26 protein-coding genes are annotated in these 23,470 nt (G+C 66.4%); 19 read left to right on the top strand and 7 right to left on the bottom strand.

Annotation, left to right across the window (positions count from 1 at the left end; translation table 11 throughout):
* The first annotated feature begins 72 nt into the window (after nucleotides 1-72).
* The 8 genes from ACIQC0_RS13060 (at nucleotide 73) to ACIQC0_RS13025 (ending at nucleotide 8,292) form a co-directional block, all read left to right on the top strand.
* Entirely contained in the window at nucleotides 73-1,368 is a 1,296-nt protein-coding gene (locus tag ACIQC0_RS13060) for an ABC transporter substrate-binding protein (protein WP_400535403.1), read from the top strand.
* Between the two features lie 98 nt (nucleotides 1,369-1,466).
* Nucleotides 1,467-2,420 carry a carbohydrate ABC transporter permease gene (locus ACIQC0_RS13055; RefSeq protein ID WP_400535401.1) on the top strand — a complete coding sequence of 318 codons (954 nt, stop codon included), beginning with the start codon at nucleotides 1,467-1,469 and terminating at the stop codon, nucleotides 2,418-2,420.
* On the top strand, nucleotides 2,417-3,298 hold the full coding sequence (locus ACIQC0_RS13050) for a carbohydrate ABC transporter permease (protein ID WP_400535399.1): 882 nt from the start codon (nucleotides 2,417-2,419) through the stop codon (nucleotides 3,296-3,298). Before ACIQC0_RS13055 ends, ACIQC0_RS13050 begins: the two co-directional genes overlap by 4 nt.
* Nucleotides 3,299-3,304: 6 nt before the next feature.
* Nucleotides 3,305-4,453 (top strand): galactonate dehydratase, encoded by a 1,149-nt coding sequence (dgoD, locus tag ACIQC0_RS13045; protein ID WP_400535397.1) that lies wholly within the window; start codon nucleotides 3,305-3,307, stop codon nucleotides 4,451-4,453.
* 5 nt (nucleotides 4,454-4,458) lie between these two features.
* A complete protein-coding gene (locus ACIQC0_RS13040) occupies nucleotides 4,459-5,139 on the top strand; it encodes a bifunctional 4-hydroxy-2-oxoglutarate aldolase/2-dehydro-3-deoxy-phosphogluconate aldolase (RefSeq protein WP_400535395.1) in 681 nt (226 codons plus the stop codon).
* A gap of 35 nt (nucleotides 5,140-5,174) precedes the next feature.
* A complete protein-coding gene (locus tag ACIQC0_RS13035; protein WP_400535607.1) occupies nucleotides 5,175-6,110 on the top strand; it encodes a sugar kinase in 936 nt (311 codons plus the stop codon).
* Between the two features lie 46 nt (nucleotides 6,111-6,156).
* Nucleotides 6,157-7,386 carry a D-mannonate dehydratase ManD gene (gene manD, locus ACIQC0_RS13030; protein WP_400535393.1) on the top strand — a complete coding sequence of 410 codons (1,230 nt, stop codon included), beginning with the start codon at nucleotides 6,157-6,159 and terminating at the stop codon, nucleotides 7,384-7,386.
* Nucleotides 7,387-7,587: 201 nt separating this feature from the next.
* Nucleotides 7,588-8,292, top strand: a complete 705-nt coding sequence (locus ACIQC0_RS13025; RefSeq protein WP_400535604.1) for a phosphatase PAP2 family protein — start codon at nucleotides 7,588-7,590, stop codon at nucleotides 8,290-8,292.
* 41 nt (nucleotides 8,293-8,333) lie between these two features.
* Here ACIQC0_RS13025 and ACIQC0_RS13020 read toward each other — a convergent pair whose 3' ends face one another.
* Nucleotides 8,334-8,651, bottom strand: coding sequence for a MerR family transcriptional regulator (locus ACIQC0_RS13020; RefSeq protein WP_400535391.1), 318 nt, complete (start codon nucleotides 8,649-8,651; stop codon nucleotides 8,334-8,336).
* Between the two features lie 136 nt (nucleotides 8,652-8,787).
* Here ACIQC0_RS13020 and ACIQC0_RS13015 point away from each other — a divergent pair, with 136 nt between their 5' ends.
* The 4 genes from ACIQC0_RS13015 (at nucleotide 8,788) to ACIQC0_RS13000 (ending at nucleotide 11,668) form a co-directional block, all read left to right on the top strand.
* A complete protein-coding gene (locus ACIQC0_RS13015; protein WP_400535601.1) occupies nucleotides 8,788-9,213 on the top strand; it encodes an Hsp20/alpha crystallin family protein in 426 nt (141 codons plus the stop codon).
* A 72-nt stretch (nucleotides 9,214-9,285) separates the two neighbouring features.
* Nucleotides 9,286-9,615, top strand: coding sequence for a J domain-containing protein (locus tag ACIQC0_RS13010; RefSeq protein WP_377214324.1), 330 nt, complete (start codon nucleotides 9,286-9,288; stop codon nucleotides 9,613-9,615).
* A 50-nt stretch (nucleotides 9,616-9,665) separates the two neighbouring features.
* On the top strand, nucleotides 9,666-10,043 hold the full coding sequence (locus tag ACIQC0_RS13005; RefSeq protein ID WP_400535388.1) for a hypothetical protein: 378 nt from the start codon (nucleotides 9,666-9,668) through the stop codon (nucleotides 10,041-10,043).
* A 95-nt stretch (nucleotides 10,044-10,138) separates the two neighbouring features.
* On the top strand, nucleotides 10,139-11,668 hold the full coding sequence (locus ACIQC0_RS13000) for a glycoside hydrolase family 1 protein (RefSeq protein WP_400535386.1): 1,530 nt from the start codon (nucleotides 10,139-10,141) through the stop codon (nucleotides 11,666-11,668).
* A gap of 9 nt (nucleotides 11,669-11,677) precedes the next feature.
* Here ACIQC0_RS13000 and ACIQC0_RS12995 read toward each other — a convergent pair whose 3' ends face one another.
* Nucleotides 11,678-12,817 carry an App1 family protein gene (locus tag ACIQC0_RS12995; protein ID WP_400535384.1) on the bottom strand — a complete coding sequence of 380 codons (1,140 nt, stop codon included), beginning with the start codon at nucleotides 12,815-12,817 and terminating at the stop codon, nucleotides 11,678-11,680.
* Nucleotides 12,818-12,905: 88 nt separating this feature from the next.
* Nucleotides 12,906-13,637 carry a DUF72 domain-containing protein gene (locus ACIQC0_RS12990; RefSeq protein ID WP_400535382.1) on the bottom strand — a complete coding sequence of 244 codons (732 nt, stop codon included), beginning with the start codon at nucleotides 13,635-13,637 and terminating at the stop codon, nucleotides 12,906-12,908.
* Nucleotides 13,638-13,699: 62 nt separating this feature from the next.
* Here ACIQC0_RS12990 and ACIQC0_RS12985 point away from each other — a divergent pair, with 62 nt between their 5' ends.
* The 3 genes from ACIQC0_RS12985 (at nucleotide 13,700) to ACIQC0_RS12975 (ending at nucleotide 16,652) form a co-directional block, all read left to right on the top strand.
* Nucleotides 13,700-15,535 (top strand): glycoside hydrolase family 15 protein, encoded by a 1,836-nt coding sequence (locus ACIQC0_RS12985; RefSeq protein WP_400535380.1) that lies wholly within the window; start codon nucleotides 13,700-13,702, stop codon nucleotides 15,533-15,535.
* A 95-nt stretch (nucleotides 15,536-15,630) separates the two neighbouring features.
* Nucleotides 15,631-15,921, top strand: coding sequence for a hypothetical protein (locus ACIQC0_RS12980; protein WP_377214330.1), 291 nt, complete (start codon nucleotides 15,631-15,633; stop codon nucleotides 15,919-15,921).
* Entirely contained in the window at nucleotides 15,918-16,652 is a 735-nt protein-coding gene (locus ACIQC0_RS12975; RefSeq protein WP_400535378.1) for an HAD family hydrolase, read from the top strand. The genes ACIQC0_RS12980 and ACIQC0_RS12975 overlap by 4 nt, the downstream gene beginning before the upstream one ends.
* On the opposite strand, the gene ACIQC0_RS12970 is transcribed toward ACIQC0_RS12975, so the two are convergent.
* Nucleotides 16,630-16,875 (bottom strand): hypothetical protein, encoded by a 246-nt coding sequence (locus ACIQC0_RS12970; RefSeq protein ID WP_377214332.1) that lies wholly within the window; start codon nucleotides 16,873-16,875, stop codon nucleotides 16,630-16,632. The two genes, ACIQC0_RS12975 and ACIQC0_RS12970, sit on opposite strands and share 23 nt — an antisense overlap.
* Nucleotides 16,876-17,048: 173 nt before the next feature.
* Here ACIQC0_RS12970 and ACIQC0_RS12965 point away from each other — a divergent pair, with 173 nt between their 5' ends.
* Entirely contained in the window at nucleotides 17,049-18,224 is a 1,176-nt protein-coding gene (locus tag ACIQC0_RS12965; protein ID WP_400535376.1) for a zinc-dependent alcohol dehydrogenase, read from the top strand.
* 27 nt (nucleotides 18,225-18,251) lie between these two features.
* Here ACIQC0_RS12965 and ligD read toward each other — a convergent pair whose 3' ends face one another.
* Nucleotides 18,252-19,484 carry a non-homologous end-joining DNA ligase gene (ligD, locus tag ACIQC0_RS12960; protein ID WP_400535374.1) on the bottom strand — a complete coding sequence of 411 codons (1,233 nt, stop codon included), beginning with the start codon at nucleotides 19,482-19,484 and terminating at the stop codon, nucleotides 18,252-18,254.
* Between the two features lie 171 nt (nucleotides 19,485-19,655).
* Between ligD and ACIQC0_RS12955 the strand changes: the two genes are divergently transcribed.
* From ACIQC0_RS12955 to ACIQC0_RS12945, 3 genes are read left to right on the top strand one after another with little or no spacing between them, the layout of a single operon-like run.
* A complete protein-coding gene (locus ACIQC0_RS12955) occupies nucleotides 19,656-20,150 on the top strand; it encodes a nucleoside deaminase (protein ID WP_377214335.1) in 495 nt (164 codons plus the stop codon).
* Nucleotides 20,151-20,205: 55 nt separating this feature from the next.
* Nucleotides 20,206-21,186 (top strand): aldo/keto reductase, encoded by a 981-nt coding sequence (locus tag ACIQC0_RS12950; protein ID WP_400535372.1) that lies wholly within the window; start codon nucleotides 20,206-20,208, stop codon nucleotides 21,184-21,186.
* Nucleotides 21,164-21,949, top strand: a complete 786-nt coding sequence (locus ACIQC0_RS12945; protein ID WP_400535370.1) for an SDR family oxidoreductase — start codon at nucleotides 21,164-21,166, stop codon at nucleotides 21,947-21,949. The genes ACIQC0_RS12950 and ACIQC0_RS12945 overlap by 23 nt, the downstream gene beginning before the upstream one ends.
* Before the next feature lie 47 nt (nucleotides 21,950-21,996).
* On the opposite strand, the gene ACIQC0_RS12940 is transcribed toward ACIQC0_RS12945, so the two are convergent.
* Both ACIQC0_RS12940 and ACIQC0_RS12935 read right to left on the bottom strand, forming a co-directional pair.
* Complete coding sequence (locus ACIQC0_RS12940) at nucleotides 21,997-22,374, bottom strand: sterol carrier family protein (RefSeq protein ID WP_400535368.1); 378 nt, start codon at nucleotides 22,372-22,374, stop codon at nucleotides 21,997-21,999.
* A 48-nt stretch (nucleotides 22,375-22,422) separates the two neighbouring features.
* Complete coding sequence (locus tag ACIQC0_RS12935) at nucleotides 22,423-23,439, bottom strand: asparaginase (protein ID WP_377214339.1); 1,017 nt, start codon at nucleotides 23,437-23,439, stop codon at nucleotides 22,423-22,425.
* Between the last annotated feature and the right edge of the window lie 31 nt (nucleotides 23,440-23,470).

The raw sequence follows: 23,470 nt of genomic DNA, 5'->3' as shown, positions 1-23,470 counted from the left end.
TCTCTTTCAGAGCAGATGTAAAGACGCATTTGTACGCGGCTGGGCTCACCAGCAACTGAAAAGGGAGTCGTAATGAAGCGACGTTCGATCGTGAAGTACGCGGCTGTCGCCGCCGCACTGTCACTTGGCCTGACCGCCTGCGGATCAGCAGGCGGAAGCGACGAGGCCAAGGAGTCAGGTGTCGTCCGGGTGACGCTGGCCAACCACGTCTGGACCGAGGGAATCAAGACAGCAATTCCGGAGTTCGAAGAGGCATTCGGACTTAAGGTGGAGCTGACCCAGTTGGGCGAAGACCAGCTCTCCGACCAGTACAACGTAAAACTCAACGCCGGCAGCGACGAGATCGACGTCATGATGTACCGCCCGCTGCAGGAGGGCAAGCTCTTCGCGAAGAACGGCTACCTGGCCGACCTGACGGAGAAGGTATCCGCCGACGCCGACTGGGATTGGAAGGATTACCAGGAGGGCCCGGTCAAGGCCACGACGATCGACGGCAAGGTGGTGGGCGTTCCCATCATCACCGAACGGGAAGTCCTCTACTACCGCAAGGACCTCCTGAAAGCTGCGGGGCTGGAAGTTCCCAAGACCATGGAGGAGCTCCAGGCTGCCGCAAAGGCCATCAAGGCCGCCAACCCCGGCACCGCAGGCTTCGTGGCACGCACCAGCAAATCCGCCGCTGTGACCCAGTTCTCCAGCTTCTTGTACAGCTTTGGCGGTGACTTCACCGACGCTGAGGGCAAGGCCACGGTCAACTCGGACGCTGCCAAGAAGGCCTACGCGTTCTATGGCGGCCTCATCAAGGACTTCGGTCCGGCCAACGTCAGCACGGACATGAGCTGGCCGGAGGCAATGGCTATCTTCACCCAAGGCAAGGCCGCGTTCTACACGGAGGCGGATTCGCTCTACAAGAACGCCACGGATCCTGCCAAGTCCAAGGTTTCGGACAAGGTTGGTTTCGCTCCGTTGCCGGCCGGTCCTGCAGGTTCCAAGCCTTACAACGTCCCGTCGTGGGGCCTGGCAGTCAACGAGGCCTCGGCCAACCAGGACAACGCCTGGAAGTTCATTCAGTGGGCCACCAGTAAGGAACGTACCCTGGCCGCCCAAAAGGCCGGAGTCCCCGGACCCCGTGTTTCCGTCTGGGCCAACCCCGAGGGAACCTCGACCTATCCGAAGGACCTTGCCGAGGCCATCGCCGTCAGCGCCGAAAATGGCGTGGGGCATGACCGCCCGGAGGTTGTCACCGTTGGCAAGGCCCGCGAAATCGTCGGCGAGCCGATCGTGGCCAGCATTACCGGGGCGGACGCTGCGGCAGCCGCTGACTCGGCCCAGGAAGCCTTCCAGAAGTTCTTGGACAGCGAAAAGAAGTAACGCACCGGGCTCACCTGTCCGGTAGCGCCCCGGCCCGGCGGGACGGCAGCCCTGTTGCTGTCCCGCCGCGCCGCAAGCCCCCAACTTTTAGGCGAACCATGTCTGTAACGAACGCTCACCTAGGCGCTCCCGCCCGCAGCGCCGGCCGGCCGCCCAGCCTCCAGGGAAGCTTTTCCGCCTGGGCCAACCGGCACCGCAAGTGGCTCTTTGCCGCCCCGGCGATGATCTTCGTCGGCGTCCTGATTGTGTTCCCGCTCGCGTGGACTCTGTACCTGAGCCTGACGGATTCACAGGGCTCGGTCCGTGCCGCCACCGAGTTCATCGGGCTGCAGAACTACCTCACGGTCCTCTCCGACATGGACCGCTTCTGGCCCGCCGTCGGCCGGACCCTCTCCTTCACAGGGGTCGCGCTGCTGTGCGAAGTGGTTCTTGGCATGGGAATCGCCCTGCTCCTGTGGCGCCCCTTCCGCGGTGAGAAATGGGTCCGCGTAGCCATCCTGCTGCCGCTCGTCGCCACCCCGGTGGCTGTAGGCATGATGTGGCGCCTGATCTTCGACCCCAACATCGGCTTCGCCAACCAACTCCTGGGCATACTCGGTATCCCTCCGCAGCCCTGGCTCTCCGGGCAGGACACAGCACTGGGCACCACGATCTTCATGGACGTATGGCAATGGACGCCCATGGTGGTCCTCATCCTGCTTGCCGGCCTGACTTCCCTTTCCGATGAACCCGACGAAGCCGCCCGGGTGGACGGCGCGAACGCCTTCCAGCGCTTCTTCTATATCACCCTGCCACTCATGATGCCGACGGTGATCGTGGCGATCCTGCTCCGCGGTATCGACGCCCTGAAGACCTTCGACATTCTGTACGCCACTAAGGGCAAGGGCGGCGGTTCCTTCCATGAGGTGGAGACCCTGAACGTTTATGCCTACGGCCTGAGCTTTGACTACAACCAGTACGGGCTGTCCTCGGCAGTACTCATCCTGTTCTTCATGATCATCATCGGTTCCATGTGGCTGTTGACCATGCGCAAGAAAGCGGTAACCAAATGACGGTCCTAACCCGGAACCAAGCGACAGCCAGCACACCCCAGGTGCTGCGCCGCCGTCGGAAGCCGCTGGCCACCCGCGCCTACAAGCTTTTCCGCATCCTCGCCCTGGTCGCTGTGGTGCTGTTCCTCGTTGCACCGCTGTTCTGGATGCTCCTGGCCTCCTTCAAGACCAACGTGGACATCTATGACACCGGAAGGGCACTATTCTTTTCCCCGACGGGCGAGAACTACGCGAACGTGCTCCAGCGGAACAACTATTTCGTCTTCATCTTCAACAGCTTCTGGGTAGCCTTCATCTCCACGGCACTGTCCATCGTCCTCGGCGTGCCGGCCGCATACGCCATGAGCCGCTTCACGATGCACCGCTCAGCCCTGGTGGTCCTTATGGCCCGCGTCATCCCCGGTGTTTCCCTCCTCGTGCCTTGGTACTACGTGTTCTCCAACCTGAGGATGGTGGGGCGCTTCGAGGTGCTGATCCTCAGCCACATGTTCGTGGCGTTGCCGCTGATCGTCTACATCATGATGAGCTATTTCGACTCGCTGCCCCTGGAACTTGAGGAATCGGCGCAGGTGGATGGGCTTACCCCTATTGGGGCGTTCCGCCGGATCACGCTGCCGCTGTCCGTGGCGGGAATCGCCACCGCGGGCATCCTGTCCTTTATCTTCTCGTGGAACAACTTCATGTTCGCGCTGGTGCTCTCCGGGGCCAAGACCAAGACGCTGCCGGTGGCCATCTTCGACTTCGTCTCCTACGCCAGCATCGACTGGGGCGGACTCATGGCGGCGGCAACCGTGGTCACCATCCCGATCATGATCATTGCGCTCTTCACGCAGAAGTACATCGTCTCCGGCCTGACCGCCGGCGCAACCAAGGGCTAGGCGCACATGACAACTATCAGCAGGATCGAAACCTTCCTCGTCCCGCCGCGCTGGCTGTTCGTACGCATCGAGACGGAGTGCGGGATCGTCGGGTGGGGCGAAGCGACGTGCGAGGGACGAAGCGAAACGGTGCGCACGGCCGTCGGGCAGCTGGCCGAACTGCTGGTCGGCAACGACGCGCTGCGGATCGAAGACCACTGGCAGGTCATGACCAAAGGGTCCTTCTACCGCGGCGGCCCCATCCTGGCCAGTGCCGTGTCCGGCCTGGACCAGGCGCTGTGGGACATCGCCGGCAAGCACTTCAACACCCCCGTGCACCAGCTCCTGGGTGGCCACGTCCGCGACAGGATCCGGATGTACGGCTGGGTGGGAGGCGACGAGCCCAACGAGGTGGCGGATCAGATCAGCGCCCAGCTGGAGGTGGGCCTCACCGCCGTCAAAATGAACGCCAGCGGCCGGATGAGCCCCATCGCCTCGGTTGCGGAGATAGACGGCGTCATCCAACGGGTTGCTGCCGCCCGGGAAGTCCTTGGTGACCACCGGGACGTTGCCGTGGACTTCCATGGCCGCTTCAGCCTGGCCAACGCCCGGCGCGTGGCTCCGCTGCTGGAACCGTACCGGCCGTTCTTCCTCGAGGAGCCGACGGTCCCCGAGCATATCCACTTGCTGCGGGAGTTGACGTCCGCCACCACCACACCTGTGTCCACAGGGGAGCGCCTCTACAGCCGGCAGGAATTCCTTCCGGCGCTGCAGGCCGGCATCGCCGTGGCCCAGCCGGACCTCTCCCACGCCGGGGGAATCACGGAAGTGCGCAAGATTGCGTCGCTGGCCGAAATCTACGAAGCGCAGCTGGCCCCGCACTGTCCGCTGGGCCCGCTGGCCCTGGCGGCCTGCCTGCAGGTGGGTTTCGCCACCCCTAACTTCCTGATTCAGGAGCAGAGCATCGGCATCCACTACAACCAGGGCGCCGAGGTCCTGGATTACGTGGTGGACAAGACGCCGCTGAAATTCGTCAATGGCCACATAGAGCGGTTGACCGGCCCCGGCCTGGGCATCGAGATAGACGAGGCAGTAGTCCGTGCCGCCGACAAGCGCGGGCATGCCTGGCGCGGACCGGTGTGGCGCCATGCCGACGGAGCGTTTGCAGAATGGTGAATGGAATGACCCGTGCGGACACGCTGACGGAAGCTGCGCTGCTGGCTGGGCTCAGCCGGGAAAGACTGGTGGGAATTGTCCGTGGCACGGATGGCACGGCCGCTGCCAAAGCGGCGCTGGCTGCTATGGAAGAGGGATTCAGGTTCGTTGAAATCGCCTTGACCACGCCGGGTGCGCTCGAGGCCATTGGCGACGTCCGGAGGAAAGCTCCGTCCGGGTGCTTCGTCGGGGCCGGAACCGTGATGACTGAAAAGGACGTTGACGACGTCGCCGGAGCCGGGGGCCAGTTCATGGTGACGCCGTCACTCGCCCCGTCCATCCGTGCCTCGATGGAGCGCGGATTCCCCCTCCTCGCCGGCGCCCTGACTCCCAGTGAAGCCTATGAAGCCATGGACCGGGGCGCGACGGCGATCAAGCTGTTCCCGGCGTCCATCGGTGGCCCGCGCTACCTGAAGGCCATCCGGGAGCCGTTGCCCGACATCCCGTTTATCGCCGTAGGCGGAGTTGGGCTTGATGAAGCAACCGGTTATTGGGACGCGGGGGCTATTGCCGTCGGGCTCGGCGGTCCGCTCTTCGGGGACGCCGGATCCGGGGGAGACCTGGGTCCCATGCGGGGACGGGCGCGTTCCTTCTTGAGCCTCGCAGCGGCCTTTTCCCGCAGGACTGATTTGCCGGGCCAGCAGTGAGCGGCGGCGTCAGCCTCCTGACGTTTGGGGAGTCGATGGTCTCGCTGAGGTCAGCGGGTCCGCTCGCGTCCGGAGGGAACCTGGTCATGCACGTTGCAGGTGCGGAGTCGAATGTTGCCGCCGGCGTGGCACGGCTCGGCCACAGCGTGGCCTGGGCCGGAGTGCTGGGGGACGATCCGCACGGTGAATTTATCCGGCGCCAGCTCCGCTCGGAAGGGATTGACGTCCAGTGCCGCATCGATCCGGAGCGCAGCACCGGCGTCATGTTCCTGGAGCAGCGCACCGCCGACATCAGCCGGGCGTTTTACTACCGGGCGCATTCGGCCGGCTCCCAGTTGTCGCGGGAGGACGTGCAGCGCGGTCTGGAACGAGGACCGGCCGTCCTCCACCTGACCGGAATAACGCCCGCGCTGGGCCCCCTGGCGCGCGACACGGTGGAACATGCAGCCCGGAGCGCGGCCGACGCGGGCGCAGTCGTATCACTGGACGTCAACTTCCGCAGTAAGCTCTGGTCCCGCGGGGAAGCGCGTGAAGTCCTCACCAACCTTGTCCAGTACGCCACCATCGTCATCGCATCCGACGACGAACTCGCGCTAGTGAGCCCGGCCTGGCCTGGGCGGGGGGACAGCGTGGATGCGGAAGCTGCCATGGCCGCAGAGCTCCTCGCCGGGGGCGTCCGTGAGGTCGTGGTCAAACGCGGCGCGGCCGGCGCCGGCGTCTACACTTCCGGCGGACGCCGGGAGGCGCCGGCCGTCCCGGTGACCAGTGTGGACACTGTTGGAGCCGGCGACGCGTTTACGGCCGGGTACCTGTCCGCGCTGCTGGACGGGGAAGACGCCGCGGGACGCCTGCAGCGGGGAGTGCTCACCGGAGCGTTCGCCGTGAGCACCGGCGGCGACTGGGAGGGCCTGCCGCGCCGCGCGGAACTGGCCTTGTTGACCGAGCTGGCACGCGGCACCACCCAACGCTAAATCCCGCCGGGCAGACGGCTCGGCCCGACCAGAAAGTCAGATTACGGTGAAAATTATTGCCGCGGACGTGTTTGTCACCAGTCCCTCCCGGAATTTTGTCACTCTTCGGATTACGACGGAGGACGGTGTGGTCGGCATTGGTGATGCCACGCTGAACGGCCGTGAGCTGGCCGTGGCCGCGTACCTGAAGGAGCACGTTGCCCAGCTGCTGATCGGCAAGGACCCGCACCGGATCGAGGACACGTGGCAGTTCCTGTACCGGTCCTCGTACTGGCGCCGGGGCCCGGTGACCATGGCCGCGATCGCCGCCGTCGACATGGCCCTGTGGGACATCAAGGGCAAGATCGCCGGCCTTCCGGTCTACCAGCTCCTGGGCGGTGCGTCCCGGAACGGGCTGCGCGCTTACGGCCACGCATCCGGCGCGGACATCCACTCCCTGTTCGACTCCGTCCGCGAGCACCTGGAACTCGGGTACAAGTCCATCCGCATCCAGACCGCGGTGCCGGGCATCAAGGCCCTGTACGGTGTTGCCGCGCAGGCCCAGGCCTCAGGTGAACGCTACGACTACGAACCCGCCGGGCGCGGCGCGTTCCCGGTGGAGGAGGACTGGGACACCCGCGCCTACCTGCGCCACCTGCCCACCGTGTTCGAGGCCGTCCGGAACGAGTTCGGCCCCGAAATCCCGCTGCTGCACGACGGGCACCACCGGATGACCCCGATCCAGGCCGCGAAGCTGGGCAAGGCGCTGGAACCGTACGACCTGTTCTGGCTCGAGGACTGCACCCCGGCCGAGAACCAGGAAGCACTGCGCCTGGTCCGCCAGCACACCACCACCCCGCTGGCCATCGGTGAAATCTTCAACACCGTGTACGACTACCAGACCATCATCAAGGAACAGCTGATCGACTACGTCCGGGCAGCCTCCACGCACTTCGGCGGGATCTCCCCGCTGAAGAAAGTCATGGACTTCGCCGCGCAGTACCAGATCAAGTCCGGCTTCCACGGCCCCACCGACATCTCCCCGGTCGGTTTCGCCGCGCAGCTGCACGTTGGCCTGGCCATCCACAACTACGGCATCCAGGAATACATGCAGCACTCGGACAAGACCAATGAGGTCTTCCACCAGTCCATGACCTTCAAGGACGGCTACCTGCACCCCGGCGACGAACCCGGCATCGGGGTCGAATTCAACGAGGAAGCCGCCGCTGCCTTCCCATACCAGCAGGCCTACCTGCCCTACAACCGCCTCGTGGACGGTACCGTCCATGACTGGTGAGCGGATACGACTGGTGGAACCACCCTGCGTTGTACTGCAGGGCCAAAACCGCTGAACCGGGATAGTCTTCACTCAGCAAATCTTCGGCGTACGGACGGGCACAACACAGTGGGACAGCACCAGACAACAGCATCCGGCACCAACGGAAAAGGCGGCAGATGGCGCGCCTTCCATGACAAGTTCGTCGTGGAGGAGCGCTACATGGACCCCGAGGATCGGAGGAGCCTCTACCGGACCGCGGTGACGCTGGCGGCTACCGGGGTGGTGCTCTTCATTGCAACGTTGATCAGCGTGGTGCAGGCCGACGGGCTCTCCGCCGCTGACGTTCCCGTCCGGGACTGGCTCCTGACGCTCCGGTCAGACACGCTCACGGCCGTGATGATCTTCCTGGCCATCGTTTTTGGCCCCATCGCGCTTCCCATCATCGTCCTGGTGGTGAACGTGGCCTGGGGGTTCCTGGCCAAGCATGCCTGGCGGCCCATCCTGTTGGCCGGGGCCATGCTCACCGGCGTCATCGTCTCGCAGATCATCCTGCACATCGTCCGGCGCTCACGGCCGCCGGTGGAGCAGATGCTCTTCGGTATCGACCACACGTTTTCGTTCCCGTCCGGCCATGTCCTGGGCGCCTGCGACTTCCTGCTGGTGGGCACGTTCCTGATCTTCTCGCGGCGAAAGAACAGCCGCGCGGCAGTATTCGGTTTCATCGGAGCGGGTGTGGGCATCGTCCTCGCAGCGCTGAGCCGGCTATACCTGGGCTACCACTGGCTGAGCGACACCCTGGCCTCGCTCTCGCTGTCGCTGGTGATCCTGGGCGCAGTCATCGCCCTGGACACCTGGCGCACGGCGCGCATCCCGGGCGAGCGGATCACCGGCGAGCTGTCCACGGCGGAAACGCCGAACGACTGACCCGGCCCCCCGCCGTCGTCCGCGTCCTTAGTGCGGCCTCGCTATTTCTGCTGCTGCGACCGGGCCCGCTTCAACGCCCGGTGGAGCCTCGAGTTTGCCTCCTCAAGCTCCAACACCTTGGCCACGCCGGCCAGGTTCAGACCCTGGTCCAGAAGTTCACCGATGCGCAGGAGCACCGCCACGTCGTCGTCGCTGTACTGGCGGGTGCCTCCCGATGTACGCGACGGTGTCAGCAGGCCCTTTGTCTCGTAGAGCCTGATGTTCTGCTGCCCCGTGCCCGCGAGCTTGGCGGCGACGGAAATGGCATAAACGGCGTGCCCGGGGGCGGGTCGGCCGGCGCGGCCGTGTTCGTCTGCCATGGGGTCTCCAGAAATTGAGCGGGCTATTGCTTCAGTTTCCCACGGGTGCTATAAAAAATCTATATCCATCACCATAGATTACGGACGTGGATATGGCTTAGATCCAACACCCTAGAAGCTGAAGGAGTGGGAAATGATGTTGATGCGGACGGACCCGTTCCGTGAGCTGGACCGGCTCACGCAGCAGGTCTTCGGAACGGCCGCCCGGCCGGCGGCCATGCCCATGGACGCCTGGCAGGAGAACGGCCAGTTCGTGGTGGCGTTCGATCTTCCGGGTGTCAAGCTGGACACGCTCGACCTCAATCTCGAACGCAACGTCCTGACCGTGCGGGCAGAGCGCCAGGATCCAACGCAGCCCAACGTGGAACTGGTGGCCTCGGAGCGGCCGCGCGGCGTCTTCAGCCGGCAGCTGATCCTCGGCGACACCCTGGACACGGACAACATCAAGGCCAGCTACGACCAGGGCGTGCTGACCCTGCGCATCCCGGTGGCCGAGAAGGCCAAGCCGCGCAAGATCGAGATCGAAACCCAGCAGGACCAGATGCAGGAGATCAATAAATAGCCACGACGCTCCGGACACGGGCCGCCCCCGGTGCCCGCGGCCGGAGCGCCCTTAGCTTCCCGGGAAGTTTCCATGACCTCCGATCCTGACCACTACGCCGTACTGGGAGTCCGGCGGGACGCGGGCGCTCAGGAAATCTCACGTGCCTACCGTGCGCTCATGCGCAGCCACCACCCTGACATGGACCACGGACCGGTGCCGGAAGACGAGCTATTGCGGATCATGCAGGCGTTCAACGTGCTCCGCGATCCGCAGCGCCGCGCAGCCTACGACAGGCAACTGGCGGCCCCGGAGGGCACGGCTATCCCGGTGCGCAAGGCGCAGCCGCGGCCGGATGCCGGGTCTTCCGGTCCCGTTCTCAGGGTGACCCCCGTCCGCTGGGAAAGCGGCCCCTGGTCCTAGCCGGCCCGGGAGAACCACAACCAATCAACCGCAAGGAGGCGGAGAGTCGAATGAGCGAATGGCGACGCTACGATACACCCCTGATCCCGGCATTCCACGAGCGTTTCGAGCAGCGGTGGGGTGAGGGGACGGCCCCGTTCCTGGATCCGGAGGCGCATGAGCAGCCCCTGCCCCGGGCCCAGTGGATCAACCCTGCCACCGGAGCTGCCCTGGCTGTGGTGCCCGTGTGGAGCAACGATGAACGCCAGCAGCGCTCCTTCGGCGTCTTCTATCTTCCCCCGGCCGGGGACATCTGGGTCCTGCGGCCGGGCTACACGGGCTACCTTGAACCGGCCGACGGCGAGACCGAGCACCTGGTGACGCTGCGGAATGACGCCTTCCGCAAGGCAGTGGCGCACGCCAAAGAGTTCCTCTTCGGATCGCAGTAGGGACCGCGGTACGGCGGACGGGCAAATACTCGTCAGGGACCGCCCGCTGTGCCATTCTGGGACGTACCTGTCCAGCCGTCACAAGGGGCCCACCCATGCACATCACCGCCAAGGACCTCGCCGCCATCATCCCGCCGGGGTTCACGCTCGGTGTGGCCACGGCGGCGTTCCAGATCGAAGGTGCCCTTGATGAAGATGGCCGCGGTCCGGCGGGATGGGATGTCTTTGCCGCCAGGCCAGGTGCCATCGTGGAGAACCACAGCCCCGCCATAGCCTGCGACCATTACCACCGCATGCCGGAGGACGTGGCGCTCATGAAGCAGCTGGGCGTGGACTCCTACCGGTTCTCATTCGCCTGGCCGCGGATCCAGCCCAAAGGCAGGGGCGCGGTTAACCAAGCCGGCTTGGACTTCTACGACCGGCTGCTGGACGAGCTCCTGGCCAATGAAATCTCGCCCATGGCCACCATCTACCACTGGGACACGCCGCTTCCCCTCGACGAGGAGGGCGGCTGGCTCAACCGGGACATGGCCCACCGCCTGGGCGAGTACGCGGGGATCCTGGCAGAAGCGTTCGGTGACAGGGTGGCGCGGTGGGTAACGATTAATGAACCCGCCACGGTGAGTGCGAACGGCTATGCGTTCGGATTGCACTCACCCGGGAAAGAGCTTGCCCTGGGCGCTTTTCCCACCGTGCACCACCAGTTGTTGGGGCACGGCCTCGCAGTGCAGGCCCTCCGCGCCGTCGGAGTGCCTGGCGAGATCGGCATGACCAACGTCTACTCGCCGATGGTGCCCAACTCCATCAACCCGCTGGACCGGGTCAGCGCAGGCCTGATGGACCTTGCGCAGAACCGGCTCTACGCGGACCCCGTGCTGACGGGGAAATACCCGGACCTGATTCGGGCGGCCAAATTCTTCAGCACCTTTGAACACCCTGACGAGGACATGGAGACCATCTCGCAGCCCCTGGACTTCTACGGGCTGAATTACTACATGCCCACCAAGGTGGCGGCAGGCCCGGGCGGCGGAGCAGTGCCGGCCAGCATGGCAGAAGCCATGGGCAGCGACCTCAGCGCCGCCGGCAACGGCGGAACCCCCTTCCACGTGGAAACGTGGCCGGAAGCGGACATCACGGCGTACGGCTGGCCGGTAAAGCCGGAGTACATGGCTGTGGCGCTGAAGGAGATGGGGGAGCGCTACCCCAATCTTCCGCCGGTGATCCTCACCGAGGGCGGCGCAAGCTTCGAGGACATCATTGTCCGCGACAAATCGACCAATACCCGGTTCATCCCGGACGAGCGCCGGCTCAAGTACCTCTCGGACCACCTGGAGACCGCGCTGCGGGCCACGGCTCCTGGCGGCATAGCCGAATCGGTGGACCTGCGCGGCTACTACGTCTGGTCGCTGATGGACAACTTCGAATGGTCCGCCGGCTACAACCAGCCCTTCGGACTCGTGCACCTGGATCACGAGACGCTCGAGCGCACGCCGAAGGCGTCCTATTTCTGGCTCCAGGAACTCATCGAGGAACGTGACCTCGCCGCCGAGGCGACTGCCGCCGTCGTGCGCGCTGTTGCAGGTGACGAAGCGGCAGGTGAGGTAGCCGCGACGGCGCAGGGCTAGCCAGGCTAGCTAGAGCAGGTCAAGGGCGGTCAGCTGTTTGGCCATCCCGGCGCCGTCCGGAGAGTAGATCCACGGCACCTTGGAGGCGGTATGGTCGCCGTCCTCGGAGTGGCCGCCCGCGAACACGGATTCACTGATGGACAGCTGGCGGATGGCGATGGCGGCCACCTTGTCCGGGTACTGTGCCGCAAAGGCGGAGTAGATGGCCTCGTCATGCTGGCCGTTGTCGCCGATCAGGAGCCACTGCATGTCCGGGAACTCACGGGAAAGCCGCTCGAGGTTCTTGTGCTTGTGGTCCTGGCCGCTGCGGAACCATCGGTCCTGGGTCAGGCCCCAGTCGGTGAGCAGGAGGGCGCCGGCGGGGTACATGTTCCGGTTCAGGAAGCGGGCCAGGGTGGGGGCGGCGTTCCAGGGGCCGGTGGACAGGTAGATGACCGGTGCATCCGGGTGCTCAATGGTGAGCCGGTCCAGCAGGACAGCCATCCCGGGGGTGGCCATGCGGGCGCGCTCACTGAGCACGAACGTGTTCCACAGCGCCAGGAAGGGCCGGGGGAGCGCAGTGACCATCACGGTGTCGTCGATGTCCGAAACAATGCCGAACTTTACGTCCGGCGCGATCACCCGGACCAGGGCTTCCGCAGGTTCGGTCCCGGCGGCCTGCAGGACTGCGGTGTGTAGCCCTGGTTGCAGCCGGACGTCGACCTCGGTATCGATCAGCCCGCCCCGGTCTGCCTGCACCTTGGTGGCGACGTCCCCGATGGTGATGGTGACGTCGGTGAACTGGACCGGGACGCTGGTAAAGGCGCGCCAGCCCCGGACGTTCTGCGTTCCGTTCAGGGCGGCGTGTTCGGCGCGGCTTCCCGGCTGCGGCTTCCGGGTCAGCAGGACCCGGCCCAGGATACGCACGCGCGTGGTGGATCCGTAGCCCTGATAGGCGATGGTCTGCGGCTCGAACTTCCAGCGTTTGGCGAGCCGGACGCGAAGGGCGTTGACGGCGTCGGAAGTCCGGTGTGCGAGCCGGAACACCTGGTTGCCGGAGATTGCGCGGGGGTCCAGGCCAGCATCGTAGGCCGCCTCGGCGGCGGGGGGAAGCGCCTGGGGCGCATCCTGCGGGTGGTCCTGCGACGGTTTCTGGGGAGCCGTATCCATGCCACCACTCTGCCACAGCGAGGCGATCTGCGCCGCTGGCTCCCCCGCTGGCTGCGGGCGGACTGCGGCCGTTGCCTCCGCGCCCCGCTCAACCCGCGCCGAGGATGCCCCGCAGGGTCCGGGCATTCCGCACAGCGTTGCCGCCGCCGTCGTTATTGAAATAGGCGTACACGTCCACGCCCTGGCTGGACCATTCGCGGATGCGTTCAGCCCACCAGTGCAGGTCCGCGTCCGAATAGGAACCGCCGTACAGGTGCTCGTGGTCCGGTCCGTGCAGCCGGACGTAGGCGAATGGTGCCGTGATGCGCAGGGTGCAGGGCAGGTTGGCGCCGCTCATGACGCAGTAGGCGGCCTGCCGCCGTTCAAGCAGTCGGAACACTTCCGGGTCCTCCCAGCTGGGGTGCCGGAATTCCACCGACACCCGGACCCACGGAGGGACGGCGGCCAGGAAGTAGTCCAGCCGGGCGTCGTCGCGGGCCATCTGCGGTGGCAACTGGACCAGGAGCACGGCTCGCTTGTCGCCGAGTTCATGCCAGCACCGGCTGATCCGCTCCAGCCACACCTCCGGCGCGTACAGCTTCCTGGCGTGGGTAAGGCCGCGGGGAGCCTTGACGGACATGGCAAAGCCGGGCGGCAGCCGCCGGTTCCAGCTGGCGAAGGAGGTCTCCCGGGGCCAGCGGTAGAAGCTCGCGTTCAGTTCCACGCTGCTGAATTCGGCAACGTAGCAGGCCAGCCGTTCGCGGCCGGGCAGGCCCGGCGGGTATAGGACGTTTTCCCAATGGTCGTAGCTCCAGCCGGAGGTACCGATATGGACTCCCACCCCAGCAGGCTACACCCGCCGGGGTTCCTGCCAATTCCGCGCCCGTGTGGCAATGTTGGTCCATGGCGCGCATTGAGGATTATGCGGTGATCGGGGACCTCCAGACCGGCGCGCTGGTCAGCACGGAAGGCTCCATCGACTGGCTTTGCCTGCCGCGCTTCGATTCGCCGGCATGCTTCAGCGCCCTCGTGGACACGCCCGACGCCGGCCGCTGGCTCATCGCTCCCGAAGGCGCCGGACCGTGTACCCGGCGGCAGTACCGGGACGGCAGCCTGGTGCTGGAAACCGAGTGGGAGACTCCCGAGGGTGCCGTCCGGGTCATCGATTTCATGCCGCCGAGGGACCGCGTTGCGGACGTGGTCCGCATAGTTGAGGGCGTCACCGGAACCGTGCGGATGCGCTCGGAGCTGGTGCTGCGCTTCGATTACGGGCACATCGTTCCGTGGGTGCGGCGGGACGAGTTCGGCCTGCACGCCATCGCCGGGCCGGACGCCGTCTACTTTGCCACCCCTGCCCCATTGCGCGGCGAAAACATGCACACCACCAGCGAGTTCACCGTCAGTGCGGGCGAACGCGTCCCGTTCGTGCTCACCTGGGCGCCCAGCCATGTGGGGCGGCCGCAGACCGTGGACGCGGAAGAGGTACTGGGCACCACCTACGCCTTCTGGCGCGGCTGGGCATCCCAGTGCGCGGTCAAGGGCAAATACCAGGATGCCGTCGTCCGGTCCCTGGTCACCCTGAAGGCCCTCACGTACGGTCCTACGGGCGGGATTGTTGCCGCCGTGACCACGTCGCTCCCGGAGCAGCTGGGCGGGTCCCGCAACTGGGATTACCGCTTTTGCTGGCTTCGGGACGCCGCGATGACCCTCCAGGCGCTGCTGGCGGCGGGCTACACGAAGGAAGCCGGGGCCTGGCGGGACTGGCTCCTCCGGGCAGTGGCCGGCGACCCCGCCGACCTCCAGATCATGTACGGCATCCACGGCGAGCGCCGGCTGCCGGAGATCGAGCTGCCCTGGCTGCGCGGCTATGAGGGGTCCGGCCCGGTGCGGATCGGCAACGGTGCGGTGGACCAGCTGCAACTGGACGTGTGGGGCGAGGTGCTGGACTGCCTCGCGCTGACGCGGAATTCGCTGCTGAAGCACACGGACGAGGCCTGGGACCTCCAGGTGGTCCTGATGCAGCACCTGGAAACCATCTGGGACAAGCCGGACAACGGGCTCTGGGAGATGCGCGGGCCGCGGCGCCACTTCACCCATTCAAAAGTGATGGCCTGGGTTGCGGCAGACCGGATGGTCAAAGGCGTCCGTGAGTCCGGGCTGCCCGGGCCGGTGGAACGCTGGGAGGCGCTGCGGGACACCATCCACGCGGACGTCATGGCCAACGGTTTCGACCCGGTACGCAACACCTTTACCCAGTCATACGGCCGGCCTGAACTGGACGCCAGCCTACTGCTTATTCCCAAGGTGGGATTCCTGCCGCCGGACGATCCGCGTGTGGTGGGCACGATTGACGCGATCCAGCGGGAACTGACGGAAGACGGTTTCGTCCTCCGGTACCGGCCGGCGGATAGCGACGACGGCCTGCCGGGTGACGAGGGTGTCTTCCTTGCGTGCTCCTTCTGGCTGGTGGAGGCGCTGCTGGGTGCCGGCCGGCACGAGGAGTCACGCGAGTTGTTCGAGCGGCTCCTGGAACTGCGCAACGACGTCGGGCTCCTCAGCGAGGAGTGGGGTGTGCGTGCCAGCCGGCAGTTGGGCAACACTCCCCAGGCTTTTAGTCACTTCGCGCTTGTGACTAGCGCGCTGGAGCTCTATCAGGATACGGTGCGCCGGAGCGATACCCCGATTCCTCCGGAGGGTAGGACGGAGGGGCAGGATGCCCCGGAACGCCGGGAAATCTGAGAGCGAACTTTTCCTTCCCAGGATAAGTAAGTAAACTTACTAATACTCACGGAGCGCCCTGGTGCGGTGCCGTGATCGACGGAGGAGTGATAGTAATGGCCGGATATTTTGAGCTGGTTGATGCCCCCGACGGCGGGTACCGGGTCCGCATGCTCGACGGCGCCGGAGAACTGATGGCCATCTCGGTCACGTTTCCCACCAAGCGCGCCGCCGTGGCAGGTGTGGCCATGGCGCGGGAGATTGCCGGGACGGGCCTGATCCGGGACCGGAGCCATGACGGCCACGGGTCCGTGCTTCGGGAGCGGGTCCGCCCCGTAAGTTCGCCCAAGGAAGAAGCCGCCCGGCGCAAGAAGGCGCCGGAGGTCCGGCGGGCGGCGGTCAGTTGAGTCCGCATCCCGGCCGGCCCGACGGCTCCGCGACCCCTGGCCGCCGCCGGGGGGTGCTGTTCGATGTTGACGGCACGCTGATCGACTCTTCCTACGTGCACACCCTTTCCTGGTGGGGGGCCTTCCGCCAGCAGGGCTACGACGTTTCCATGGCCCGGATCCACCGTTGCGTAGGCATGGGCGGAGACCGCCTGGTGGACAGCCTTCTACCGGCTGGCCGGGACCGCAGCGCCGACCAGGAGATCCTCGCCAGCCACTCAGCGCTGTACGCCTCCCATTGGCCGTCGCTGCGCGCGTTTGGCGGCGCCAAGGACCTGCTGTTGCAGTGCCATTCGTCCGGGCTGGCCGTGGCGCTTGCTTCCTCCGCCCGGGAGCGGGACCTGCAGGCAATGCGGCAGATCCTGGATGCAGACGCGGCCATTGACGCCGCCACCAGTGCCAACGACGCGGAGGAAAGCAAGCCCGCGCCTGACATCCTGGTTGCCGCCCTTGCAGCGGTCGATGTGGACGCGGCGGACTCCGTTTATGTGGGGGACGCCGTCTGGGACATGCAGGCCGCAGCTGCACTGGGCATTCCCGCCATAGGGGTCACCTGCGGCGGCATCAGCGCCGCTGAACTTCGGGACGCCGGCGCTGCTGAAGTCTATGAGGATCCGCGTGAGCTCTTGGCCAACCTGACCTCAAGCGCTATCGGGCGGCTGTTGAACGCTACCGAAGCGGGCCATCGGTGACCGTTCCGGCCGCCGGATCCCCGGGCTTGAGCCAGGACACCACCACCTTGACCGAGCCATCGTCGTTGCGGTCAACGTCCGTGTAGATCTCGGTGAGGCTGGCGCCCATCTCCATAATGCGCGCCCGGTAGGTATCGACGAGCTGTTCAAGGCTGGTCTCGGTCCATTCGCCCGGCCGCATGCGGGTGGAAATTTCAACCGGTTCCGGCTGGTACGGCGACATGGTGGACCTCTTTCATTGGTGTGGGCCGGACTCTGTCCCCTCCTACGCTAGAAGCCCCGCGCGTCTCCCACAAGAGTTTCATCAGCATGCTTACTTTTCCCGGCCTTTCCCGCTAGCGTCGAATAAGGGCCGTTGCCGGCCCCCGATAAGAGGAGCTCGGCGGAAGGAACACCGTGAAAGCACTGACATGGCAAGGCAAGCGCTCGGTGAGCGTGGAAGAAGTACCGGATCCGGTAATCCAGGAGCCGACGGACGCCATTGTACGGATCACCTCCACGGCGATTTGTGGCTCGGACCTGCACCTGTACGAGGTCCTGGGCCCTTACATGCATAAGGGGGACGTGATCGGGCACGAGCCGATGGGCATCGTGGAGGAAGTAGGCAGCGGGGTGTCCAATCTCCGCAAGGGCGACCGGGTGGTCATTCCGTTCAACATCGCCTGCGGGTCCTGCTACATGTGCCGCCAGGGCCTCCAGTCGCAATGCGAAACCACGCAGGTCAAGGACAAGGGCTCCGGGGCGGCCCTCTTTGGCTACTCGGAGCTGTACGGTTCCGTTCCGGGCGGCCAGGCCGAGTACCTGCGCGTGCCGCACGCGGACTACGGTCCGGTGAAGGTGGGAACCGACCTGCCCGATGAACGGTACCTGTTCCTCTCCGACATCCTGCCCACCGCCTGGCAGGCCGTCGAGTACGCCGACGTACAGCAGGGTGGAACGCTCGCCGTGTTCGGGCTGGGCCCGGTGGGGCAGTTCGCCAGCCGGATCGGCGTGCAGCGCGGCCTCCGCGTCCTCGGCGTGGACCCGGTCCCGGAACGCCGGGCCATGGCTGCCCGGCACGGCGTGGAAACCCTGGACTACGGCAAGGGCGTGGCGGACGAACTCCGGGAGAAGACAGCGGGGAGGGGCCCGGACGCGGTGATTGACGCCGTCGGCATGGAAGCCCATGGTTCGCCGGTGGCGGGCTTTGCGCACCAAGCACTCGGGCTGCTGCCGGACAAGCTTGCCCAGAAGGCGATGGAAACCGCCGGGGTGGACCGCCTGGCCGCGCTGCACACCTCCATCGACGCCGTCCGGCGCGGCGGGACCCTGTCCCTGAGCGGCGTCTACGGCGGACAGGCCAGCCCCATGCCCATGCTCACCATGTTCGACAAACAGCTCCAGGTCCGCATGGGACAGGGCAACGTGCGGCGCTGGACGGATGACCTCCTTCCGCTGGTGGAGGACGACGCCGACCCGCTGGGGGTGATGGATCTGGTCACCCACCGCTCGGGGCTGGACGGGGCGCCCGCACTGTATGAGAAGTTCCAGAAAAAAGAGGACGGCTGCATCAAGGTGGTCCTGAATCCCTAGTCTGCCGGACCCCCTCATTCGTGGGATTCAGGAGCCGGGCTGCTTGCCGGCCCAGGGATCGTAGTCCGCGATCAGTTCCTCCTGCGCCGGCCGGTCCGGTTCGGGGACGTGCTGCAGGTTCACCCGGACCCGGTACCAGAGCGAACTCGATCCGCGCATGCCGTCCACCAGGACATCGGCCGGGTTGAGGGCAGGGACCACGTCCCGGTGCCGGGACTTCCACTCCTCGAGAGCGGCGAGGGCCTCCGGCTTCGTTTTGGTCCGGGCTACCTCCACCAAGGGCATGACGGACCGACGGCGGCCCGAACCGTCTCCCGCACGCGGGGCTTTCTCCGCGGGGCCCAGCTGCGCCGCCAGGTCCAGGAGGCCGTCCAGCCGTCCGGGGGCATCGTCGATTCCCTCATGCGCGTCGCCGGATTCTGCGAAGCGGCGAAGGACGGTGGGTACGGTGAACTGCTCCGGCCGGGCAGATCGGACTTCATCCCAGGTGAGCGGCGTGGACACACGGGCATCGGGCAGTGCCCGCACTGAGTACGCTGAGGCAACGGTGCGGTCCTTGGCGTTCTGGTTGAAATCGACAAACACGCTCTCGCCGCGTTCCTCCTTCCACCACCGTGCAGTGGCCAGTCCGGGGGCACGGTTCTCCACTTCGCGGGCCAGGGTCTCGGCAGCGAGGCGGACATCCCGGTAGGACCACTCGGGGGCGATCCGGACCAGGATATGCAGCCCGCGCGAACCGCTGGTCTTGGGCCAGCCCGCCAGCCCGGTATCGGCCAAAACATCCCGGGCCACATAGGCGGTGTCAACGATCCGGGCCCACTCCACGCCCGGCATCGGGTCCAGGTCCACCCGCAGTTCGTCGGGGTGCTCCAGGTCCTCGGCGCGCACCGGATGCGGATTCAGGTCCAGGCAGCCCAGGTTCACCACCCAGGCCAGGCCCGCGGCGTCCCGGATGACGGCCTCCTCCGCGGACGTGCCGGACGCGTACTGCAGCGTTGCCGTGCCGATGAAGTCCGGATGGTTCTCCGGCACCCGCTTCTGGAAGAACGGCTCCGCATCGATGCCCTTGGGAAACCGCTTCAGTACCATGGGACGCCCGCCTGCCCCGCGCAGTGCGCCCTCCGCCACTGCAAGGTAGTAGCGCACCAGGTCCAGCTTGGTCAGCCCGGCCTCGGGAAACACCATTTTGTCCGGACTGGAGATGCGGACCTCGTGGCCGTCAACGTCGAGGATCTGCGCCGGTGCCTTGGACGGGTTCATGCGGCCACGTTAGGTGCTAATCTCGATTCTGCCAACGGCGGGCACCCACACGGGAAGCTATCTACCAGGCGCTACTGAACCTTCAACAGCACACCGCTGAATCCTGGCTCACCGTCGCACCTGGTTCCACCGGGCCGCGCCCGCCCGGCTTCGGCGCAAGGGAGTCGCATCATGAGCACCACTGCCACCGACGAACAGTTCCTGTCCCGCGCCGTCCGGCTGGCCACGGCCAATGTCCTGAACAACGGCGGCCCGTTCGGCGCCACGGTCGTCACCGCGGACGGGCAAGCGTTCGACGGCGTCAACCGGGTCACCGCGGACAACGACCCCACGGCACACGCCGAGGTCACCGCCATCCGGACCGCTTGCCGCGAACTGGGCACCTTCGACCTCACCGGTGCCGTCCTGTACACCAGCTGCGAGCCCTGCCCCATGTGCCTGGCGTCGGCCCTTTGGGCAAGGATAGGCAAGGTGGTCTATGCCGCCGACCGGCATGATGCCGCCGCCGCAGGCTTTGACGACGCCGTCTTCTACGAATATTTCCAGAATCCGGACCGCGGCTCCCTGATGGCTGTCTCCAAGCTGGAACTGGCCGGCAGCCCTTCGCCGGCCCCGCTGGAACCCTTTACTACCTGGAACGCACTGGAGGACCGGACCGAATACTGACGTGCCGCCGTCGTAATTTTCCGGACCCCGGCAGGCGTGCCCCTATAGTCGGAGGATGGAACAGCGGATATTGGGGAAGACCGGCCGGAGCGTTTCCGTGGTTGGATTGGGAACCTGGCAGCTCGGAGCGGACTGGGGATCCGTGGAGCCGGAGCAGGCGCAGGCCGTCCTCGCAGCGTCGGCCGAAGCCGGTGTCAGGTTCTTCGACACAGCGGACGTCTACGGCGACGGGCGCAGCGAGCAGGCCATCGGCACGTTCCTGGCCCAGAACCCGGGGCTGGACATCACCGTGGCCACCAAGATGGGCCGCCGCGCGGAGCATTTGCCCGAAAACTACACCCTGGCCAACTTCCGCCAGTGGGTGGACCGCTCGCGGAAAAACCTCGGCACGGACACTCTCGACCTCGTCCAGCTGCACTGCCCGCCCACGCCCGTCTACAGCAGCGCCGAGGTCTACGACGCCCTGGATACGCTCGTTGCCGAGGGAGCCATCCGCAACTACGGCGTCAGCGTCGAGCGCACCGATGAGGCGCTGGAAGCGATCCGCCACAGCGGGACGGCCTCCGTCCAGATCATCCTCAACGCGTTCCGGCTCAAACCGCTGGACGAGGTGCTTCCGGCGGCCAAGACGGCAGGCGTGGGCATCATCGCCCGCGTCCCCCTCGCCTCCGGCCTGCTGACCGGCAAGTACGCCAAGGACACGGCCTTCGCCGAGGACGACCACCGCAACTACAACCGCACCGGAAGCGCGTTCGACGTGGGGGAAACCTTCTCGGGCGTCGACTATGAGCTGGGGCTCAAGGCTGTGGCCGAGTTCGAACAGCTTGTCCCTGAGGGCGCGTCGATGGCCCAGGCCGCGATCGCGTGGGTGGCCGCCCAGGATGGCGTCACCACCGTCATTCCGGGTGCCCGAAACGTGGAACAGGCCCAGGCGAACGCCGCGGCAGCGTCCGTGGCGCTGCCCGGAGGGTTCGACGACGGCGTCCGCTGGATCTACGACCACTACTTCCGCGATGCCATCCACCCCCGCTGGTAACGTGCGCGGCGCGAATTCTCCGGGGCGCACCGCTGTCGTGACCGGCGCGGGTTCCGGCATCGGCCGCGAGGTGGCCCGCCAGCTGCTTGCTGACGGATACCGTGTGGCACTCGCCGGACGCCGTGAAGCCCAGCTCGAAGAGACGGCCGCACGCAACCCGGACGCGCTGGTGGTGCCGTGCGACATCACCCGGCCAACCGACGTGGAACGTCTCTTCCAGGCCGTCCGGGAACGGTGGGGGCGCGTTGACGTGCTGTTCAACAATGCCGGGGTGTTCGGCCCCGCGGCCGGGGTGGACGAGATCAGCCTCGAGGACTGGAACGACACCCTCGCGGTGAACCTGACCGGCGCCATGCTGTGCGCAGCGGCGGCTGTCCGCGCCATGAAGTCCCAGGAACCGCAGGGCGGCCGGATCATCAACAACGGTTCCATCGCTGCGCATTCACCGCGGCCGCGGACCGTGGCGTACACCGTGACCAAGCATGCGATCACCGGGCTGACCAAGAGCATCGAGTTGGATGGCCGCGGGTTCGGGATCACGTGCGGGCAGATCGACATCGGGAACACGGCCACGGAACTGATGGACACCATCGGAGTGGGCGCCGGGGCGCTGCAGGCGGACGGCAGCCGGCGAGTGGAGCCCACGTTCCCTGTGTCGGACGCGGCCCGTGCGGTGCTGATGATGGCCAACATGCCTGCGACGGCGAGCGTGGGCTCGGTGGTCATCACCGCAGCGGGCATGCCGTTCATCGGCCGCGGCTGACTTCGCCGGAAAACTTACAGCGAACCAGCCGCTATCCCGCGAACTGGCTACAGCGGGAGAAGGGCAGCCAGGTCCGCCCGCAGCCCGGAGGCGGACACCTGACCTGCCGAGAGGGCGTCCGCCCACCGCAGCCTGCCGGTGACCATCGCAAGCCAGGTGGCGGCGTCGCACTCGATGACATTCGGCGGCGTTCCGCGCGTGTGCCGGGGCCCCTCCACGCACTGCGTTACGCCAAACGGCGGCACGCGTACCTCTACGGAGTTCCCGGGCGCCCGGGCCGTGACCTCCTCGAGCGAGTAGCGCACGGCGGTTGCCACCACGGCACGCGGAACGGGAACGTCCGACGCCGGTGCGGTTCCTTCCAGCCACGCCTTCAGCGCCGCTTTCCCTTCTTCGACGTCGATACGACGGCGGGCCACAGCCATGTGCGCGGCCTCCTTTCGGGGGTGATCAGAGCAGTCGGTTGAAACGCGTCAGTCCAGCAGCGCGGAAACAGCCGGTCCCAGCCGGATCTTGCCTACCGGGTGACCGCCGCCCAACACGGGTTCCACAACCTTCTCCAGGACGCTGGCCACCCCGGGGATCTCCACGGCGCCGGCCGCGGCCAGGAGGGTCAACGCCACCAGGGAGGTGGCCCGGACATTCCCGTCCAGGATCTTCACCGCCACGGAAACGCCCTGCGGGGTAGCCATGGCCAGCACCCCCTCGGCTCCGATCTTGGCGATGATTCCCAGCTCGTCCATGACCAGGGTGTTGGCCTCCCCATGGCCCTGGACCGCCCACGGGTAGTCCAGCATCGAGGTGGCGATGGTGGCTGCCCGGGCGCTGAAGTTCTGGTCGCCCGGGGCTTTGGCCAGCTGCGAGTATCCGCGCGCCAGCCCCTTGAGCGACACCGCCGCAACGGGGGCGCCGCAGCCGTCGATGCCCAGGTGCGCGATCTTCTCGTCCGTGTACTCCTCGATTACCGTGCGGATCCGCTGCTGCAGCGGATGGTTCGGCTCTAGGTAACTGCCGGTGTCCCAGTGGTTTTCGGTGCAGGCCCAGAGGAACGCCGCGTGCTTGCCGGAACAGTTGAAGGCGAGCCGGGATTTTCCGCGTTCCGAACGGACCAGCCAGTTCCTGGCGGCCTCGTCCTGCGGCCAGGCGGGCGGGCACTGCAGCTGTTCCTCGCGCACGCCGGCGGCCTTGAGCATGCCGGACACCACGTCCATATGGTCCAGCGAGCCGGTGTGGCTGCCGCAGGCGATGGCCACCTGGGCCCCGCGCAGCGGAACTCCGGACTGCATGGCGGCCAGTGCCTGGAAGGGCTTGAGGGTGGACCTGGCATAGATGGGAGTGTTGACGTCACCGAGCTCCGTCACCACGGAGCCGTCTGCGGCGAGCAGCACGGCGGAGCCGATGTGCCGGGATTCCACGAAGCCGCTGCGCTCGATCACGGCAAGTTCGACGGCGGAGTCCACGGTGAAGGTTGCATGCGGATTGTGCGGCATCCTGCCAGTCTAGGGCCCGCGCCGTGCGCGG

The organism is Pseudarthrobacter sp. NPDC092419, assembly GCF_044755045.1.
Lineage (GTDB): Bacteria > Actinomycetota > Actinomycetes > Actinomycetales > Micrococcaceae > Arthrobacter.
The sequence above is the reverse complement of the archived record's forward strand: the minus strand, read 5'-3'. Positions and strand labels throughout refer to the sequence as shown.

Coding starts and splice junctions, on each gene's coding strand:
- ACIQC0_RS13060 (WP_400535403.1), top strand. CDS start 73: ATGAAGCGACGTTCGATCGTGAAGTACGCGGCTGTCGCCGCCGCACTG.
- ACIQC0_RS13055 (WP_400535401.1), top strand. CDS start 1,467: ATGTCTGTAACGAACGCTCACCTAGGCGCTCCCGCCCGCAGCGCCGGC.
- ACIQC0_RS13050 (WP_400535399.1), top strand. CDS start 2,417: ATGACGGTCCTAACCCGGAACCAAGCGACAGCCAGCACACCCCAGGTG.
- dgoD (WP_400535397.1), top strand. CDS start 3,305: ATGACAACTATCAGCAGGATCGAAACCTTCCTCGTCCCGCCGCGCTGG.
- ACIQC0_RS13040 (WP_400535395.1), top strand. CDS start 4,459: ATGACCCGTGCGGACACGCTGACGGAAGCTGCGCTGCTGGCTGGGCTC.
- ACIQC0_RS13035 (WP_400535607.1), top strand. CDS start 5,175: ATGGTCTCGCTGAGGTCAGCGGGTCCGCTCGCGTCCGGAGGGAACCTG.
- ACIQC0_RS13025 (WP_400535604.1), top strand. CDS start 7,588: ATGGACCCCGAGGATCGGAGGAGCCTCTACCGGACCGCGGTGACGCTG.
- ACIQC0_RS13020 (WP_400535391.1), bottom strand. CDS start 8,651: ATGGCAGACGAACACGGCCGCGCCGGCCGACCCGCCCCCGGGCACGCC.
- ACIQC0_RS13015 (WP_400535601.1), top strand. CDS start 8,788: ATGTTGATGCGGACGGACCCGTTCCGTGAGCTGGACCGGCTCACGCAG.
- ACIQC0_RS13010 (WP_377214324.1), top strand. CDS start 9,286: ATGACCTCCGATCCTGACCACTACGCCGTACTGGGAGTCCGGCGGGAC.
- ACIQC0_RS13005 (WP_400535388.1), top strand. CDS start 9,666: ATGAGCGAATGGCGACGCTACGATACACCCCTGATCCCGGCATTCCAC.
- ACIQC0_RS13000 (WP_400535386.1), top strand. CDS start 10,139: ATGCACATCACCGCCAAGGACCTCGCCGCCATCATCCCGCCGGGGTTC.
- ACIQC0_RS12995 (WP_400535384.1), bottom strand. CDS start 12,817: ATGGATACGGCTCCCCAGAAACCGTCGCAGGACCACCCGCAGGATGCG.
- ACIQC0_RS12985 (WP_400535380.1), top strand. CDS start 13,700: ATGGCGCGCATTGAGGATTATGCGGTGATCGGGGACCTCCAGACCGGC.
- ACIQC0_RS12980 (WP_377214330.1), top strand. CDS start 15,631: ATGGCCGGATATTTTGAGCTGGTTGATGCCCCCGACGGCGGGTACCGG.
- ACIQC0_RS12970 (WP_377214332.1), bottom strand. CDS start 16,875: ATGTCGCCGTACCAGCCGGAACCGGTTGAAATTTCCACCCGCATGCGG.
- ligD (WP_400535374.1), bottom strand. CDS start 19,484: ATGAACCCGTCCAAGGCACCGGCGCAGATCCTCGACGTTGACGGCCAC.
- ACIQC0_RS12955 (WP_377214335.1), top strand. CDS start 19,656: ATGAGCACCACTGCCACCGACGAACAGTTCCTGTCCCGCGCCGTCCGG.
- ACIQC0_RS12950 (WP_400535372.1), top strand. CDS start 20,206: ATGGAACAGCGGATATTGGGGAAGACCGGCCGGAGCGTTTCCGTGGTT.
- ACIQC0_RS12945 (WP_400535370.1), top strand. CDS start 21,164: ATGCCATCCACCCCCGCTGGTAACGTGCGCGGCGCGAATTCTCCGGGG.
- ACIQC0_RS12940 (WP_400535368.1), bottom strand. CDS start 22,374: ATGGCTGTGGCCCGCCGTCGTATCGACGTCGAAGAAGGGAAAGCGGCG.
- ACIQC0_RS12935 (WP_377214339.1), bottom strand. CDS start 23,439: ATGCCGCACAATCCGCATGCAACCTTCACCGTGGACTCCGCCGTCGAA.